Source organism: Mesorhizobium sp. B1-1-6 (assembly GCF_006443035.1).
GTDB lineage: Bacteria > Pseudomonadota > Alphaproteobacteria > Rhizobiales > Rhizobiaceae > Mesorhizobium.
The window spans coordinates 390,106-405,134 of sequence record NZ_VFWR01000004.1 but is presented as its reverse complement, the minus strand read 5'-3'; the positions used below and the strand labels follow the sequence as shown (position 1 = coordinate 405,134).

General features: G+C 62.1%; 16 protein-coding genes and 2 pseudogenes. 4 read left to right on the top strand and 14 right to left on the bottom strand.

The window, feature by feature from the left end; genetic code table 11:
* The first annotated feature begins 158 nt into the window (after positions 1–158).
* Positions 159–623 (top strand): NUDIX domain-containing protein, encoded by a 465-nt coding sequence (locus tag FJ979_RS11100; protein WP_140580886.1) that lies wholly within the window; start codon positions 159–161, stop codon positions 621–623.
* Positions 624–668: 45 nt separating this feature from the next.
* Here the strand turns inward: FJ979_RS11100 and FJ979_RS33435 are convergent.
* The 9 genes and pseudogenes from FJ979_RS33435 to FJ979_RS11055 all read right to left on the bottom strand — a co-directional run bounded on the left by FJ979_RS33435 (position 669) and on the right by FJ979_RS11055 (position 8,197).
* Positions 669–1,187, bottom strand: a pseudogene (locus FJ979_RS33435) (PaaI family thioesterase).
* The gene (gene recO / locus FJ979_RS11090; protein WP_140494585.1) at positions 1,184–1,954 is read right to left on the bottom strand and encodes a DNA repair protein RecO; all 771 of its coding nucleotides are present in this window, start codon (positions 1,952–1,954) and stop codon (positions 1,184–1,186) included. The pseudogene FJ979_RS33435 and the gene recO overlap by 4 nt, the downstream one beginning before the upstream one ends.
* 132 nt (positions 1,955–2,086) lie before the next feature.
* A complete protein-coding gene (locus tag FJ979_RS11085) occupies positions 2,087–3,223 on the bottom strand; it encodes a porin (RefSeq protein WP_140580884.1) in 1,137 nt (378 codons plus the stop codon).
* Between the two features lie 603 nt (positions 3,224–3,826).
* A pseudogene (locus tag FJ979_RS11080) lies at positions 3,827–4,696 on the bottom strand (aminoglycoside phosphotransferase family protein); the annotation flags it as partial.
* A 5-nt stretch (positions 4,697–4,701) separates the two neighbouring features.
* Entirely contained in the window at positions 4,702–5,634 is a 933-nt protein-coding gene (gene era / locus FJ979_RS11075) for a GTPase Era (RefSeq protein WP_140494591.1), read from the bottom strand.
* Positions 5,631–6,356: a ribonuclease III gene (gene rnc / locus FJ979_RS11070; protein ID WP_140494593.1), complete on the bottom strand. Its 726-nt coding sequence runs from the start codon at positions 6,354–6,356 to the stop codon at positions 5,631–5,633. The genes era and rnc overlap by 4 nt, the downstream gene beginning before the upstream one ends.
* A gap of 4 nt (positions 6,357–6,360) precedes the next feature.
* Entirely contained in the window at positions 6,361–7,110 is a 750-nt protein-coding gene (gene lepB, locus FJ979_RS11065) for a signal peptidase I (RefSeq protein ID WP_140494595.1), read from the bottom strand.
* Positions 7,111–7,187: 77 nt separating this feature from the next.
* Entirely contained in the window at positions 7,188–7,601 is a 414-nt protein-coding gene (acpS, locus tag FJ979_RS11060; RefSeq protein WP_140494597.1) for a holo-ACP synthase, read from the bottom strand.
* Positions 7,598–8,197, bottom strand: a complete 600-nt coding sequence (locus FJ979_RS11055; RefSeq protein ID WP_140494599.1) for a DUF2062 domain-containing protein — start codon at positions 8,195–8,197, stop codon at positions 7,598–7,600. The genes acpS and FJ979_RS11055 overlap by 4 nt, the downstream gene beginning before the upstream one ends.
* A 216-nt stretch (positions 8,198–8,413) precedes the next feature.
* On the opposite strand from FJ979_RS11055, the gene FJ979_RS11050 reads away from it, so the two are divergent.
* Positions 8,414–8,935 (top strand): GNAT family N-acetyltransferase, encoded by a 522-nt coding sequence (locus FJ979_RS11050; protein WP_140559459.1) that lies wholly within the window; start codon positions 8,414–8,416, stop codon positions 8,933–8,935.
* 6 nt (positions 8,936–8,941) lie between these two features.
* Here FJ979_RS11050 and FJ979_RS11045 read toward each other — a convergent pair whose 3' ends face one another.
* From FJ979_RS11045 to rpoZ, 4 genes are all read right to left on the bottom strand, one after another.
* Positions 8,942–9,322: a VOC family protein gene (locus FJ979_RS11045; RefSeq protein ID WP_140559458.1), complete on the bottom strand. Its 381-nt coding sequence runs from the start codon at positions 9,320–9,322 to the stop codon at positions 8,942–8,944.
* Between the two features lie 10 nt (positions 9,323–9,332).
* The gene (pyrE, locus tag FJ979_RS11040; RefSeq protein WP_140520690.1) at positions 9,333–9,911 is read right to left on the bottom strand and encodes an orotate phosphoribosyltransferase; all 579 of its coding nucleotides are present in this window, start codon (positions 9,909–9,911) and stop codon (positions 9,333–9,335) included.
* 28 nt (positions 9,912–9,939) lie between these two features.
* Complete coding sequence (locus tag FJ979_RS11035; protein ID WP_140517800.1) at positions 9,940–12,168, bottom strand: bifunctional (p)ppGpp synthetase/guanosine-3',5'-bis(diphosphate) 3'-pyrophosphohydrolase; 2,229 nt, start codon at positions 12,166–12,168, stop codon at positions 9,940–9,942.
* A gap of 128 nt (positions 12,169–12,296) precedes the next feature.
* The gene (rpoZ, locus tag FJ979_RS11030; RefSeq protein WP_140494610.1) at positions 12,297–12,698 is read right to left on the bottom strand and encodes a DNA-directed RNA polymerase subunit omega; all 402 of its coding nucleotides are present in this window, start codon (positions 12,696–12,698) and stop codon (positions 12,297–12,299) included.
* A 333-nt stretch (positions 12,699–13,031) separates the two neighbouring features.
* On the opposite strand from rpoZ, the gene FJ979_RS11025 reads away from it, so the two are divergent.
* Both FJ979_RS11025 and FJ979_RS11020 read left to right on the top strand, forming a co-directional pair.
* A complete protein-coding gene (locus FJ979_RS11025; RefSeq protein ID WP_140494612.1) occupies positions 13,032–13,613 on the top strand; it encodes an NYN domain-containing protein in 582 nt (193 codons plus the stop codon).
* Positions 13,614–13,624: 11 nt separating this feature from the next.
* Positions 13,625–14,287, top strand: a complete 663-nt coding sequence (locus tag FJ979_RS11020; RefSeq protein WP_224684713.1) for a uracil-DNA glycosylase — start codon at positions 13,625–13,627, stop codon at positions 14,285–14,287.
* Between the two features lie 14 nt (positions 14,288–14,301).
* Here FJ979_RS11020 and FJ979_RS11015 read toward each other — a convergent pair whose 3' ends face one another.
* Positions 14,302–15,012 (bottom strand): GH25 family lysozyme, encoded by a 711-nt coding sequence (locus tag FJ979_RS11015; RefSeq protein ID WP_140580882.1) that lies wholly within the window; start codon positions 15,010–15,012, stop codon positions 14,302–14,304.
* Positions 15,013–15,029: the final 17 nt, after the last annotated feature.

The following is a 15,029-nucleotide window of genomic DNA, read 5'->3' as shown; positions in this document are numbered from 1 at the left end:
GCATGTTTCGGCGTCGAAAGCCAGCGGCTTGCGCCCATTGGCCCTCGGCATCGCTTGCGAATGGCCGGTTTCCGGAACATTGCCTGCCAAACCCGCAGCCGATGGCCTATGATACCTTGGCCGCAAAGGGTTCTCCAAGCGATGTCATGGGAATACGTATGCCGCAACGAAGCGCAGGACTGCTGATCTACCGGCGAAACGCCGGGGCCCTCCAGTTCCTGCTCGTCCATCCGGGTGGACCGTTCTGGGCAAGAAAAGACGAGGGGGCATGGTCTATCCCCAAAGGGCTCGTCGACGAAGGCGAGGACGAGTTGAAAGCCGCCCAACGTGAGGCGGAAGAAGAACTCGGCGTCGCCATCAACGGCGACTTCCAGCCTGTCGGCAGTTATCGGCAGCCTGGCGGCAAGATCGTGAGTGCGTGGAGCGTCGAGGCCGACGTCGACACCGATGCCATCAAAAGCAACATGTTCACCATGGAGTGGCCACCACGGTCGGGATCCATGAAGGCATTTCCCGAAGTGGACCGGGCCGGTTGGTTTTCAGAGTTGGAGGCCGGTCTCAAGATACTCAAAGGCCAGCGCGCGATCCTGGACGATTTCGTGGAACGGCAAAATGCCGGATAACATCCGCTGTTATCACCGCTCGCCCAGTGCGCCTTAGGACGATTCCTATCGTGCCGCCAGATTGGAGGCCGGGAAGATCGAGCATGTCTCGGTGCCGAAAGCCAGCAGCTTGCCGCCGGCGTCCTTCAGCGTCGCTTCCGAAACGGCCAGCGTGCGGCCCTTGTGAATGACCTTGCCCTCACAGACCACCTCTCCGGTCCTGGGCGTGATCGGCCGCGTCAGGTTCACCTTGAATTCCGCCGTCGTATAGGCCTCGCCTTTTGCGAGCAGCGTCTGCACGGCGCAGGCAAGCGCCGAATCGAGCAGTGTCGCCGCCCAGCCGCCATGCACGCCCCCCCAACGGGTTCAGGTGGCGCTCGTTCGGCACACCCCGAAACACGGCACGGCCTTCCGAGACTTCGGTCAGCGCGAAGCTGAGCTGGAGGAAATCGGCGGCGCCGGATATTTGCCATCGATGATGCGCTGCAAAAGTTCCAGGCCGGTGTAGGCAAGCATGTCGGCATGCGGAATGGTGCCGAGGCCGAGCGGCGAGACCCGGCCTGGATAAAGTTCCACTTCGCTCATGTGATGATTTCTCTCGCGGCGGTTTCTCCCGACAGGCCTTTTGTCGTGTGGTGCTTGCGCAGCGCGGCGAGGAAGCCGGAGCGCGCGTCCGGCTGCTCGATGCCGCGCGGCTCGTAGACGTGACGGGTGAAGAAGAAGCCGGTGAGCCGGAAGGCATCCTGGATCGCCGCCGGATCGGCGCGCAGGCCGGAGCCACGCAGGAAGGCCGGCAGCGCCAGCATCTTGTCGCGCCAGGGCGCGCCGGCTTCCCGCGACACCGCTCGGCCCGATTTCGGCGAGACATAGGCAAGATCCTGCCGCGTGCCGGTCGCGGCGCACTGGCTGAGATCGAGACCGAAACCCAGTTCGTCGAGGATCAGGAGCTCGAAACGGGCCACCAGTTCGCCGGCCGCATCGACGTCATCGAGATGCACGATCATCACCGACAGCGCCTCGTAGAGGCCGCCATGGGCGTCGCGCTCGGGCAACAGGCGCAGATGCGCGGCCATGGTCTGCAGGCCATACACGGCGACCGCACTCTCCATCAACCTGGCCGCATTCATCTCGATCGCTTCGGCCTGGAACGTGCCGAGGTGCTCATCAAGGCGCGCCCGCCAAAGCAGGTCGACACGGTTGCCGGGCTGGAGAACAGGCTGCTGCTTGCGCGAGCGCCCGCCACGCACGAGGCCGAGATGGCGGCCATGCGCACGCGTCATCACCTCGAGGATGGCGCTGGTTTCGCCATGCTTGCGGGTGCCGAGAATGATTCCCTCGTCGCGCCATTCCATGCCTGGAGCATTTCACCGATCGGGTGGCGAAATCAAGGTACGGGCTTGGTGCCTGGGCTGGCTCTCGCAAGGGTGCATAAAAAGCCGCCCGCAGCATAGCTGCGGGCGGGTCTGGTGGGGTCAGTCGATCCGTTAGAACGAGCGCTGGAAGCGGAGGATGCCGCCGACGCTGCTCTTCTTGTCGGCCTTGGTCCAGTTGTTGAAGTCGGCGTCGTCGAATTTTCCTGCATTGAGGTAATCGACTTCAGCCGTGATCGTGTAACCGGGCACAATCGTGTATGCGACGTTGGCAGCGACGCCGAGGTTCTTCCAGTCGTCATAGGAGATCTGGGCGTTGAACGAGGTCTTGTCGTTGAACTTGTAGGTGCCGCCACCCCAGATCGCCCAGTTTCCACCCCACGGCTTGTATTGGGTGCGGCCCGTGCCGAAGTCGTTGATGTTGTCGTTGGTGCCGTAGCCGCCCATGACGAACAGCGTCAGTTCCTTGCCGACATTGACGTCCAAGCGAACCTTGCCGGCCACTTCCTCGTAATTGCTGTCATAGGCGACGACGCCGGTGACCGCACCCCAGTCGCCCTTGTACTTCAAGCCGCCGACGACATGCGGAACATAGCTGTCGATCGTGTTGACGCCGGTACCTTCTTCGAGCGAGACCACGGCCGAGAAGCCGCTGCCAGCGTCGAAATAGTACTGCACGACGTTGGTATCCTTGATACCGTACGGGATGATCGTGTCCTGGATGACGTTGCCGGCATAGCCGATAAACGAATCGTATGCCGTTTCATCCTTACCGACGCGCAGACCGCCGAGCTGAATCCAGGCGAAGTTGAGGGTCGTCGCCTTGTTGCCGGCCTGCCAGCCAGTGCCGCCAGTCTCATAGTCGCCGCTGCTGTTGCCAAATTGAAAGCGAGTCTCGGTGTAGGTCTTCAACGTACCGAGCTCGGTTTCCTGGCCGGTCCAGGTCTTCAGCGCGAAGCGCATGTTCTTGTAGTAGGTGTCGTGGCTATCGCCGTCCATGTGATCGGCAACGTCGTTGACGCCATCCAGCGTGCCGCTGTCGCCGACGCCTATGTCATAGCGGAGATAGCCGCCGATGCGCAGGCAGGTCTCGGTGCCGGGGATATAGAAGTAGCCGGCGCCGTAGACGTCGCAGATCCTGACGTATTCAGCGGGTTCCGGCTCGGCGACGACGACAGCGTCGGCGGCGCGAGCGCCGGAGACCGCGATCAGTGCCGCGGCTGAGCCGAGAAGAAGGCTCTTGATGTTCATTTTCTGACCTCTCCAGTCAAAGTTAAAAATGGCTTCGGATTTTGGTTGGCGGATATATTTTCCCGCCTCACCACAACGAAAAAGGCCCGCACCGCGTCCCCTTTTCGCGGCGAACATACCCATCAATCTTCCGCCTTCAATGACAATTCCACAAACATTCGGGATTGATGACATAGATTAAATCCGTGTTGCAGAAATAGCACTGGAGAATTCACTTCAGACTACGGCACCGCACAAGTGGAACATTGTCATATTTCCGTAATAATTCCCTGTATGTTCCAATTTTATGATGATATTCTACGAACACCAATTGTTTGAGAAACTTCGCGTAAATAAACCCACTTCCATGGTCGTTTCTACCTAGCCATTCCCCAGCCACGTGAAACCGAAGCCGATCCCCTCGAAGGAGTCTTTTCAGCGGGTCACGGGCACGCCGGAACGGACCACAGGCCATGATGGGAAGATCAATCCGACGTCGGCGGACTCGTCTGCAAGAATCCGCGCTGGCCAACTGAGAAGTCGACCCAACGGAACCTCGGCGTCCCTGGTCGATAGCCACCAGCCAACGGTTTGGGTCATTATTACCGGCGCTTGTGGTCGGCCCAGCACCGCGTCGATCACGCGCCAGGATTGTTCGATCTCGGCCGAGTTGACGTCTATCTCGCCGGCGGCGGTGATCAGCGCCTTCCACAGTGCCCAGCCGCGGCCGCGCGCCCAGGTCGCGTCGTCGACGCCGAGGCCAGCGCGGAAGGCCCCCCTGCTCTTTCCCTCGAACAATGTCCAGGCAATCGCCAGATCGCATGAGGGCTCGCCGATGCCGGAGGTGCCGAAGTCGATCACCGCGCTTAGCCTGCCGTGTTCAACCAGAAGATTGCCCCAGCTGACATCGCCGTGGAACCAGACGGGCGGGCCTTGCCAAGGGGCGGCAAGAGCCGTTTCCCAGACAGCGCTTGCCGCGCCGGCGTCGATACGGGTGTCGAGCGCCGCGATCGCTTGTCTCGTCTCCCCGTCATAGACGTTCAGCGGCCCGCCGCGAAAGAAATTGTGTTGGCCCGGCCCCGGTCCGCCAGCCGGGTCGATCCGCTTCAGCGCAACCAGAAAGCCGGCCAGGTCCGCCGCGAATTCCGACAGGTTGGCGATACGCTCGCGCTTTGCAGTCTCACCTTCGATCCACCTGTAGACGGACCAATGCCACGGATAGCCTTCGGCCGGGGCTCCCATCGCCAGCGGTATAGGGATGGGCAGCGGCAACAGCGGCGCCAGCCTCGGCAGCCAGCGATGTTCCTTCTCCACTTGCAGGGAATAGGCGGCGGCACTGGGCAACCGAACGGTCATCTCGTCGCCGAGACGAAAGCTTCTGTTGTCCCATCCGCCAGGTTCAATCGGCCGAACCGCAAGATCCCTCCAGCGAGGAAACTGCGCCGCGATCAACCGGCTGACTAAAGCTGCGTCGATATTCGACTTGCTATCCATCCATCCTAGTGCGGAAACTCGAGCCCCATCTCACGGTAGCGTTCGGGATCGTCGCCCCAGTTCTCGCGCACTTTGACGAACAGGAACAGATGCACCTTTTGCTCGAGGATGCCGGCGATTTCCATACGCGCCGCTTGGCCGATGGCGCGGATGGTCTCGCCCTTGTGGCCGAGCACGATCTTCTTCTGGCTGTCGCGTTCGACATAGATGACCTGCTCGATGCGCACCGAGCCGTCCTTCTTCTCTTCCCATTTCTCGGTTTCGATGTGCGAGGAATAGGGCAGTTCCTGATGCAGCCTGAGATAGAGCTTCTCGCGAGTGATCTCGGCGGCGAGCTGGCGCATCGGCAGATCGGAGATCTGGTCTTCCGGATAATACCAGGGCCCCACCGGGAGCGCCTCGGCAAGGTAATCGAGAAGGTCCTTGCAGCCGGAGCCGGTCAGCGCCGAAACCATGAAGGTGCGCTTGAACGGCACTCTTTCGTTCGCTGCTGCCGCCAGCGCCAACAACGCCTCCGGCTTGACGCGGTCGACCTTGTTGAGGATCAGCGCCATCGGCTGGCGCACATCCTTCAGGCGTTCGAGAATGGCATCGGCATCACCTCTAATGCCACGCTCGGCATCGATCAGGAGCAGCACGATATCGGCATCCTTGGCGCCGCCCCAGGCTGTCGTCACCATTGCCGTGTCGAGACGCCGCTTCGGCTTGAAGATGCCCGGCGTATCGACGAAGACGATCTGCGCGTTGTCGTGCGTGGCGATGCCTCTGACGATGGCACGCGTCGTCTGCACCTTGTGGGTGACGATTGACACCTTGGCGCCGACAAGCTGGTTGACCAGCGTCGACTTGCCGGCATTGGGCGCACCGATCAGCGCTACGAAGCCGGAATGCGTAACGGCCGCAGGCGCGGCCGGAACCGTGTCTTCCGTGGCTGTCATGCCGCGTCTCCCTGATCGATCCAGACACCTTCACGAATGAGAAGGGCGGCGGCGGCGGCCTGCTCGGCCTCGCGTTTGGAGCGGCCGCTGCCGACAGCCGGCTGAAACCCACCAACCATGACACTGACGGTGAACAGCGGATCGTGATCCGGCCCCTCGCGGCTATCGATGCGGTAGACGGGCACGGCGCTTGCCGCCTGATGCGCCCATTCCTGCAACTCGGTCTTGGCGTCGCGTCGGCCGGCACCCGACGCCTGCGAGCGCGGCTGCCAATATTTGTGGATGAAAGCGCGCGCCGCTTCCAGCCCTCCGTCGAGGTAGAGCACGGCGATCAGTGATTCCAGCGCGTCGGCGCGCAGATTGACGCGCTTGCGTCCCTCGAGCCCTTGAACGTCGGATCCGGCGCGGATCAGCTCCGGCAGACCAATATGTTCGGCGATCTCCGACAGCGCCTCGGCATTGACCAGCGCGTTGAACCGCAGCGACAATTCGCCTTCCGCCGCATCGGGAAACGCGGCCAGCAGCATATCGGCCACCACGAGGCCGAGAACCCGGTCGCCCAGGAACTCAAAGCGCTCATAGTCGGTGCCGGCATTGGCGCCGCGGGCGCTGGCATGGGTCAAGGCACGCTGCAGGCGCCGGCGGTCGGCAAAGGCATGGCCCGTGCGCTCCACCAGCGCTTCGGCGAGCGCGTCGGCGGTCAGCCGTCTTGTCGCCGCCATGACCCTAATTAACGAAGTGGAAGAGGCGCGAAGCACGCATAAGCGACGGCCACTTCCAGATTTCGAGCGGGCTCGCCTTGCCGGCGATCGAGAAGAAAACAAGGTTGGCCCGGCCAACCAGGTTTTCGGCCGGAACGTAGCCGACGGAGAATCGGCTGTCGGCGGAGTTGTCCCTGTTGTCGCCCATCATGAAATAGTGACCGGGCGGAACATCGAACTCGCGCGTGTTGTCGCCGATCGAGTTCGGCGACAGATCCAGCGTATCGTAGCTGACGCCGTTGGGCAGCGTCTCACGATAGACGTCGATCGGATAATCCTTTTCGGTGATGTCGGGATTGTCGATCTGTCCGGTCTTCACGCGCGGCACGCCGACGCCGTTGATGAACAGCTGGCCGTCCTTCACCTGGATCTTGTCGCCAGGCAGGCCCACCACACGTTTGATATAGTCGACGGACGGGTCTGGCGGGAACTTGAACACAGCCACATCGCCGCGCTTCGGCTCGGAGCCCCAGATGCGGCCCGAGAAGATGTCCGGGCCGAAGGGCAGCGAATAACGGGAATAGCCGTAGGACCATTTGGTGACGAAGAGATAGTCGCCCTCGAGCAGCGTCGGCCGCATCGAACCCGACGGGATGGAAAAGGGTTGGAACAAGAGCGTGCGAATGACCAAGGCAAGCAAGAGCGCCTGGACGATGACGCTGACGGTTTCGCCAAGCCCGCCGGATTTCTTCTGGGGTTTTTCAGCCACGCTCATGTCGTCCTCGATTGTGCGTTGGATGGTATAGAGTCTCGGCGCGCGCTGGGCAACGTCATGCCGGTGGTCAGATGCAATCAATGTGGCGCTTGTTCGACGGGCAACGCTTCGATGATCACAAAGGCTTGAGCAAGCGGAAAATCATCCGTGATGGTGAGATGGATCATCGCCCGATGGCCCTTTGGCAGAATCGCGTTCAGCCGCGCCTCGGCGCCACCGGTCAGTGCCATGGTGGGCGCGCCGCTCGGAAGATTGACGACACCCATGTCGCGCCAGAACACGCCCTGCGCCAGGCCGGTGCCCAGTGCCTTGGCGCAGGCCTCCTTGGCTGCGAAGCGCTTGGCGTAGGAGGCCGCCCGCGCCCGACGGTTTTCGGAGCGGGCTTGCTCGACTTCGGTGTAGATTCTCTGGATAAAGCGCTGGCCATGGCGCTCCAAGGACTTTTCAATGCGTCTGATATCGATCAGATCGCTGCCGATGCCGATGATCATCGCGCGGTGGAACCGATGCTTGCGTTTGGGTGAGACGATTGCTCATGGCGGGCCGCGCGCTCTGCCAGCCGTTTGCGCCGCTGCTCGCGAAAGGCGTTCATGCCCCAGCGCGTGATGGCGTAGAACAGAACCCCAAAGGCCAGTCCAAGCGGTATCGCACCGATCAGCATCGGCTTCAGCACCGGGGCCCACAATTGCGCGAAGGAAAGGTTGTGCAGCATCTCGCCCAGATGTGCTGGCGGGCCGTGCGCCGGCAGGCGGCTGTGCAGGATCAGCTTGCCGGTCTCCCAGGAGGCGCCCCACAGCAGCGGGAACGTCAGTGGATTGCCGAAGAATACGGCGCCAAGTGCGGCCGCCACCAGATTGCCGGCTATGAGCCAGCACAGCACCGCGGCAATGGCGAAATGGAAACCCACCGGAAAGAACGAAGCAAAGACGCCAGCGGCGACGCCGGCCGCCACCGCATGCGGCGTGGCCTTCAGCCGCAGGATGCGCTTGGAGAAGTACTGCAGCGAGCGCGAAAACGACCGGCGCGGCCATAGATAGGTACGCACCCGCTCCAAGAGGCCATCAGGCTCGCGGCGTCGAAAAAGCACTCTATTCCAATTCCTGATCTACCAATACCCGCCGTCCTGCCACCCAAGCCAGGTCACAGCAACTTATCTTGCGCTTCCGGGGCGCAGAAAGGCAACAACGACTTTGATATAGCGACAGGCTGCCTTCGGAACAACGAAACGCTGCCGCGATGGTCTGCCGCAGGGGGTAACAAGATCGCCATTGAGGCGAAACTGAGGAAAAGAAGGACGGCCGGCATGGCCACCATTCGACCAGCGCGCGACGACGAGGCGAAAGAGTTGCCCGATATCGAGCAATCCGCCGGGCTGGCGTTTCGTTCCATACCGGACCTCGCCTGGATCGCCGAAGACGGCAATATGAGCGTCGAGCGGCACCGCGCGCTGACCACGGAGGGCACATGCTGGGTCGCCACGGACAAGCGCGACCGCGCCATCGCCTTCTTGAGCGCCAGCGTTGAGGACGATGCATTGCATATCCTGGAATTCGACGTTCGTTTTGAGTGGCAAGGCTCGGGCATCGGCCGAGCCCTGCTGGAGACCGTCATCGAGGAGTCCAGGCGGCGCGGCCTTGCAACGATCACGCTGACGACATTTCGCGATGTTGCTTGGAACGTGCCGTTCTACCGAAAGTTCGGATTCCGCGTCCTGGAGGATGCGCAGATCGATGCGCGGCTCGCCGGGTGGCTGAGACAGGAAGCCGCGCACGGCATGCCGGTGAGCCGGCGCTGCGCAATGCTGCTCGATCTCGCGCGGATTTAACGGCGGCTATTCCAGATATTCACTGACCTCGATCAGATTGTCGTCGGGATCGCGGAAATAGACAGACATCATGCGGCCGCGTGCGCCGATCCGCTCTACTGGTCCAAGTTCCACCGCCACACGATCGGCTTCGAGACTGGCGAGGAGTTCGCCGAGCGGCCGATCGGTGATCAGGCAGAAATCACCGGCTCCGGGCGTCGGCGACTTCGCCTTCGGCTCGAAGGTGCGGCCGACCTCGTGGACATTGATCTTTTGGTTGCCAAAAGCCAGGGCTGTCGGCAGGCCCGGCGTATCGATGCGCTTAAAGCCCAGAACGCGCTGGTAAAAGGCGCAGGTCGCCTCGAGTGAGGCCACCGTCAGCACGAAATGATCGATACTGATGATCATCCCGCCCCTCTCAGATATTGCGACTGCCCGGCTTGATCGCCGGTATGGCGGCGAGTTCCGGCGGCAGCCGATCGGCCGGATAGGCCGGCACCTCGTACTCGGCGAGGGCGATCAGCGGCACGCCGACATCGGTCTTGCCCGCCGAGCGGTCGATGATGCAGGCCGCCGCCGTGACCTCGGCGCCAAGTTCGCGCAGGCAGTCGATGGTCTCGCGGATAGACAATCCAGTGGTGACGATGTCCTCGACAATGACGACACGCGCGCCGAGCGCGATCTCGAAGCGGCGCAGCCGGAACTCGCCCCCTTCCCGCTCGACCCAGATCGCCGGCACGCCAAGATGGCGCGAAGTCTCGTAGGCCGGGATCAGCCCGCCGATGGCCGGGCCGACGACATAGTCGATTTTACCCGGCACGGCGGCGCGGATCTTTTCGGCCAGCGCCTTGCACAGCCGCTCGGTCTTATCGGCATGCATGAACACGCGCGCCTTCTGCAGGAAGACAGGGCTGCGCAGACCCGACGTCAGGATGAAATGCCCCTCCAGGACAGCACCAGCCTGGCGAAAAATATCCAGCACTTCGTCCGTATTCATCCGTCTATCCCCGTGTAGATCAGCCGAGTTAGCCATTGACACGCCGTGCATCGCTGACGCTCGAATTGTCCTTGAGCTGCGACAGCAGCCGGTTGAGATGCTTCAGATCCCAGACTTCGAGATCGATCAGCATTTCGGTGAAATCGGGCGCGGTGCGCACCATTGACAGCGTATGGATGTTGGCATCGTTCGAGGCAACGACCTGGGCGATGTCGGCGAGCGATCCCGGTGCATTGATGGCGGTGACGGAAACACGCGCGGGGAAGCGTTCCTTGGTGCGCTCGTCGATGTCCCAGCGCACGTCAATCCAGCGCTCGGGCTGGTCGTCGAAAGCCTGCAGCGCCGGCGACTGGATCGGATAGATGGTAATGCCGGTGCCCGGCTGCACGATGCCGACGATGCGGTCGCCAGGCACCGCCCCTTCCGGCGCGAAACGCACCGGCAGGTCACCGCGCACGCCACGGATCGGCACCGCGCCGTCGCGCGGCTGGTCCTTGTCCTTGCGCGCGGCACGGCCCGGGATCTGGAACAGCATGCCGGCGGCGTTGCGGATCTTCGACCAGCCTTCCTCGCGCTGCTTGGGCGCCGCCGGCGTGACGCGCTCGTCCTTGTAATCTGGGAAGACGGCTTTCATGACGTCGGTGGACGCCAATTCGCCGCGGCCGACGGACGCCAGCACGTCCTCGATGTCCTTGCGCGCCAGCCGGTGCAGGACGGGCTTCAGGTTTTCCTTGGTGAAATTCTTGCCGGCCCGCTCGAAAGCCCGTTCGAGAATGCGCGCGCCGAGACCCGAATACTGCTTGCGGATGGCGTTCTTGGTGGCGCGGCGAATGGCGGCGCGCGCCTTGCCAGTGACGACGACGGATTCCCACGCGGCCGGCGGCACCTGCGCCTTGGAGCGGATGATCTCCACCTCGTCGCCATTCTTCAGCTCCGTCATCAGCGGCATGATGCGGCCGTTGACCTTGGCGCCGACGCAGGTGTCGCCGACATCGGTGTGAACCGCATAGGCGAAGTCGATCGGCGTGGCACCTTTCGGCAGCGCGATCAGCATGCCCTTGGGGGTGAAGCAGAACACCTGATCCTGGAACAGTTCCAGCTTGGTGTTCTCGAGAAAATCCTCGGGATTGTCGCCCTCGGCGAGTTGTTCGATCGTGCGCCTCAGCCAGGCATAGGCATTGGTTTCCTTCGAGATCGAATGGGCCGTGCCGTTCGCCTTGCCGCCGGTATCCTTGTAGATCGAATGGGCGGCGACGCCATATTCGGCGATCTTGTTCATCTCGCGGGTGCGGATCTGAAGCTCGACGCGCTGACGCGACGGCCCGACGATGGTGGTGTGGATCGAGCGGTAATCGTTCTGCTTCGGTGTTGAGATGTAGTCCTTGAAACGGCCGGGCACCATCGACCAGGCGGTGTGGATGGCGCCAAGCGCGCGATAGCAGTCCTCGACATTGTCGACGACGACGCGAAAGCCGAAAATGTCGGACAATTGCTCGAAGGAGAGCGCCTTGGCCTCCATCTTGCGGAACACCGACCACGGCTTCTTCTGCCGGCTTTTGACGCCTGCATTGATCGCATGCTTCTCGAACAGCGCCGACAGCGCTTTCTCGATCTCGGACAGCACACCCTTGTTGCGCTCGAAAATCTCGGCGAGCCTGGCGGTGACGGCGCGATAGGCTTCCGGATTGATGTAGCGGAAGGCGATCTCTTCCAGTTCCTCGCGCATGCCCTGCATGCCCATGCGCCCGGCCAGCGGCGCATAAATATCCATCGTCTCCTCGGCGATGCGCAGGCGCTTGGCTTCCGGCACATGGTCGAGGGTGCGCATATTGTGCAAGCGGTCGGCGAGCTTGACCAGAAGCACGCGCACGTCTTCCGAGATCGCCAACAGAAGCTTGCGCAGGTTCTCGGCCTGCTCGGCCTTCTTGGAGACGAGGTCGAGCTTCTTCAGCTTGGTCAGACCCTCGACCAGCTTGCCCATCTCGGGCCCGAACAGTTCGTCGATCTCGGCCCTGGTCGCCGTGGTGTCCTCGATCGTGTCATGCAGCAGGGCGACGGCGATCGTCGCCTCGTCCATGTGCATTTCGGTGAGGATGGCGGCGACTTCGAGCGGATGCGAGAAATAGGGATCGCCGGAAGCGCGCTTCTGGTGGCCATGCTTCTGCATGGCATAGACATAGGCCTTGTTGAGCAACGCCTCGTTGACGTCAGGCTTGTAGCGCTGGACGCGCTCGACAAGCTCATACTGACGCATCATGGGCGGAATCTCTCGGCGATGAAATGAATCATGCGCCGCACTACTGCACGGCGCATGTCATAGATAGCCACGAAACTGCCGGGACGGAAGTGCCGGAAGCTTGTTCCAGGCGCCTCCGCAAAGCAGTCTTAGTAGTCGTCGCTCTTTTCCGGCGGCACCAGGCCTTCGATGCCGGCCAGCAGGTCTTCCTCGGTCATGCGATCGAAGGCGATGTTGTCCTCGGCATCATCGGTATCGGCGGCCGTGACGGCTGCGCCGGTCTGATCAGCGATTGCCTCGCCATCGGCTTCGGGCTCGTCGACTTCGACATGCTTCTGCAGCGAATGAATCAGGTCTTCCTTGAGGTCGTCGGGCGACAACGTCTCGTCGGCGATCTCGCGCAGTGCGATGACCGGGTTCTTGTCATTGTCGCGCGGGACGGTGATCTGCGCGCCCTGGCTGATCTGACGAGCACGGTGGCCGGCCAGAAGCACCAGCTCGAAGCGGTTGTCGACCTTGTCGATGCAATCTTCAACGGTTACGCGGGCCATGGATTGCCCCTTTCATGCCTGGATTTAATGGAAAACAGGCGCGGTCAATAACCCGAACGCCGCCGAAATACAAGCATTATGGAATGCCGGGGCCGGAGAACGCAGGATCTGTCATTGCTTTGTCGGATTTCCCCCAAAACCGGTTTCAGTCGAGCTCCGGTGCGCCCGGTACCAAGCCGGCGATCACAATTGCTTGCAGTGCGGCAACGCACCCTTGGATTGCCACAAAACTGGCGTTATTTCGAAAAGCGTAAGGTCAGCCGGTTTATTGCGAACCCTACTGATAGTCGCATTTCGTTTTGACGGCCGCTTATTTCGAAAAGGAATTTTTCCATGTTCGACCCCCGTGAAAAGATCGCCCTGTTCATCGACGGCGCCAATCTCTACGCCACGTCGCGCGCGCTCGGTTTCGACATCGATTATCGCAAGCTCCTGTCGAGCTTCCAGAAACGCGGTTACCTGCTGCGCGCCTACTATTACACCGCCCTGGTCGAGGATCAGGAATATTCCTCGATCCGGCCGCTGATCGACTGGCTCGACTATAACGGCTTCAAGGTCGTCACCAAGCCGGCCAAGGAATTCACCGACTCGACCGGCCGCCGCAAGATCAAGGGCAACATGGACATCGAATTGACCGTCGATGCGCTGGAACTGGCCGATGTCGTCGACCACTATGTCATCTTCTCCGGGGACGGCGATTTCCGCACGCTGGTCGAGGCGCTGCAACGGCGCGGGCGCAAGGTGTCGATCGTCTCGACCATGGCCTCGCAGCCGCCGATGATCTCCGACGATCTGCGTCGCCAGGCCGACCATTTCATCGACCTGATGACGTTGAAGAACGAGGTGGGCCGCGATCCTTCCGAAAGGCCGGTGCGCCGACCCGAACCGGCCGAGACGGAAGAGGACGAGTACTGAGGGCGGCTGCGTTGGCCGCACATCTGGCCGCCTCCCCGGAACCCGATCGCGATTGCCCGCTCTGTCCGCGGCTGCACGGTTTCATTGCCGAGTGGCGGCAACGCGAGCCATCGTGGTTCAACGCGCCGGTTCCGACCTTCCTGCCGCCCGAAGGCGACGATTCGGTCCGGCTGCTGATCGTCGGGCTTGCGCCCGGCCTGCGCGGAGCGAACCGCACGGGCCGGCCTTTCACGGGCGACTATGCCGGCGACCTGCTCTACGGCACGTTGATCGCGCACGGCTTGGCGCGCGGCGAGTTCAAGGCGCGGCCTGACGATGGGTTGGAGCTCGTTGGAACGGCAATCACCAACGCCGTCCGCTGCGTGCCTCCCGAGAACAAGCCTGTGGGCGCCGAGATCGCCACCTGCCGGACTTTCCTTGTGCCGACGATCACACGGTTTCCCAATTTGCGGGCCATACTGACACTTGGTTCGATCGCGCACCAGTCGACCGTGCGGGCACTGGGCCAGCGCGTCGCCGCCTATCCCTTCAAGCATGGCGGGCGGCAGGAGGCCGGGGGCATCACGCTGTTTTCCAGCTATCACTGCTCGCGCTACAACACCAACACCGGCGTGCTGACCGAAGCGATGTTCGTCAGCGTTTTCAGGGAAATTGCGGCGTTCCTGGATTCGTAGGGTCTGGAATTGGCTTACAACGCCGGCGCGAACAATGCGGACAGTTTCTCCTGACCTCCTTGCAGGACGTTCAGGTCGACGTCACCGACGATGCCCTCGACGCGGCCCCTGTTGTGGTACTGCCAGTAGACCCAATCGTCGCGACCCGGCTCGAGCAGCAGTGAGCGAAGCCAAAGCGGACGGGCGGCGATCTGTCCTGCATAGGCCGTTGCTGCATCGTCGGTCAGATAGATGATAGCCTTCTTGCCAAAGGCGGCTTCAACGGGACCGAGGAAGGCCTGGAGTTCGGTGTCGAGTTGTTCGGGCGAAGGACGCTGCGGGCAATTGCCGCCGAACTCGATGTCGACAACCGGCGGCAGCAAAGGCTGGTCGTGCGGCACCACGGCGATGAAATTCTTCGCCTGGTCGGCGCCCGGCCGGCAGAAGGTGAAAAAGTGATAGGCGCCGACAGCGAGCCCGGCAGCACGAGCCTCGCGCAGATTGGTGGCAAAGGCATCGTCGACATGATCGCCGCCCTCGGTCGCCTTGATGACTGCAAAGGCGACGTCGGCGGCGGCAACGCGCCGCCAGTCGATCCGGCCCTGATGATGCGAAACGTCGATGCCCCTGACAGGATATTTGCCGCGATCCGGAGAAAACGCATGGAAATAGAAGAAGCCGCCAGCGATCATGAGGATTGCAAAAACCAGGCTGACCGATCCCCAGAGGATGATCCGGTTCTTCAAGACTGTCCCCTCCGGTA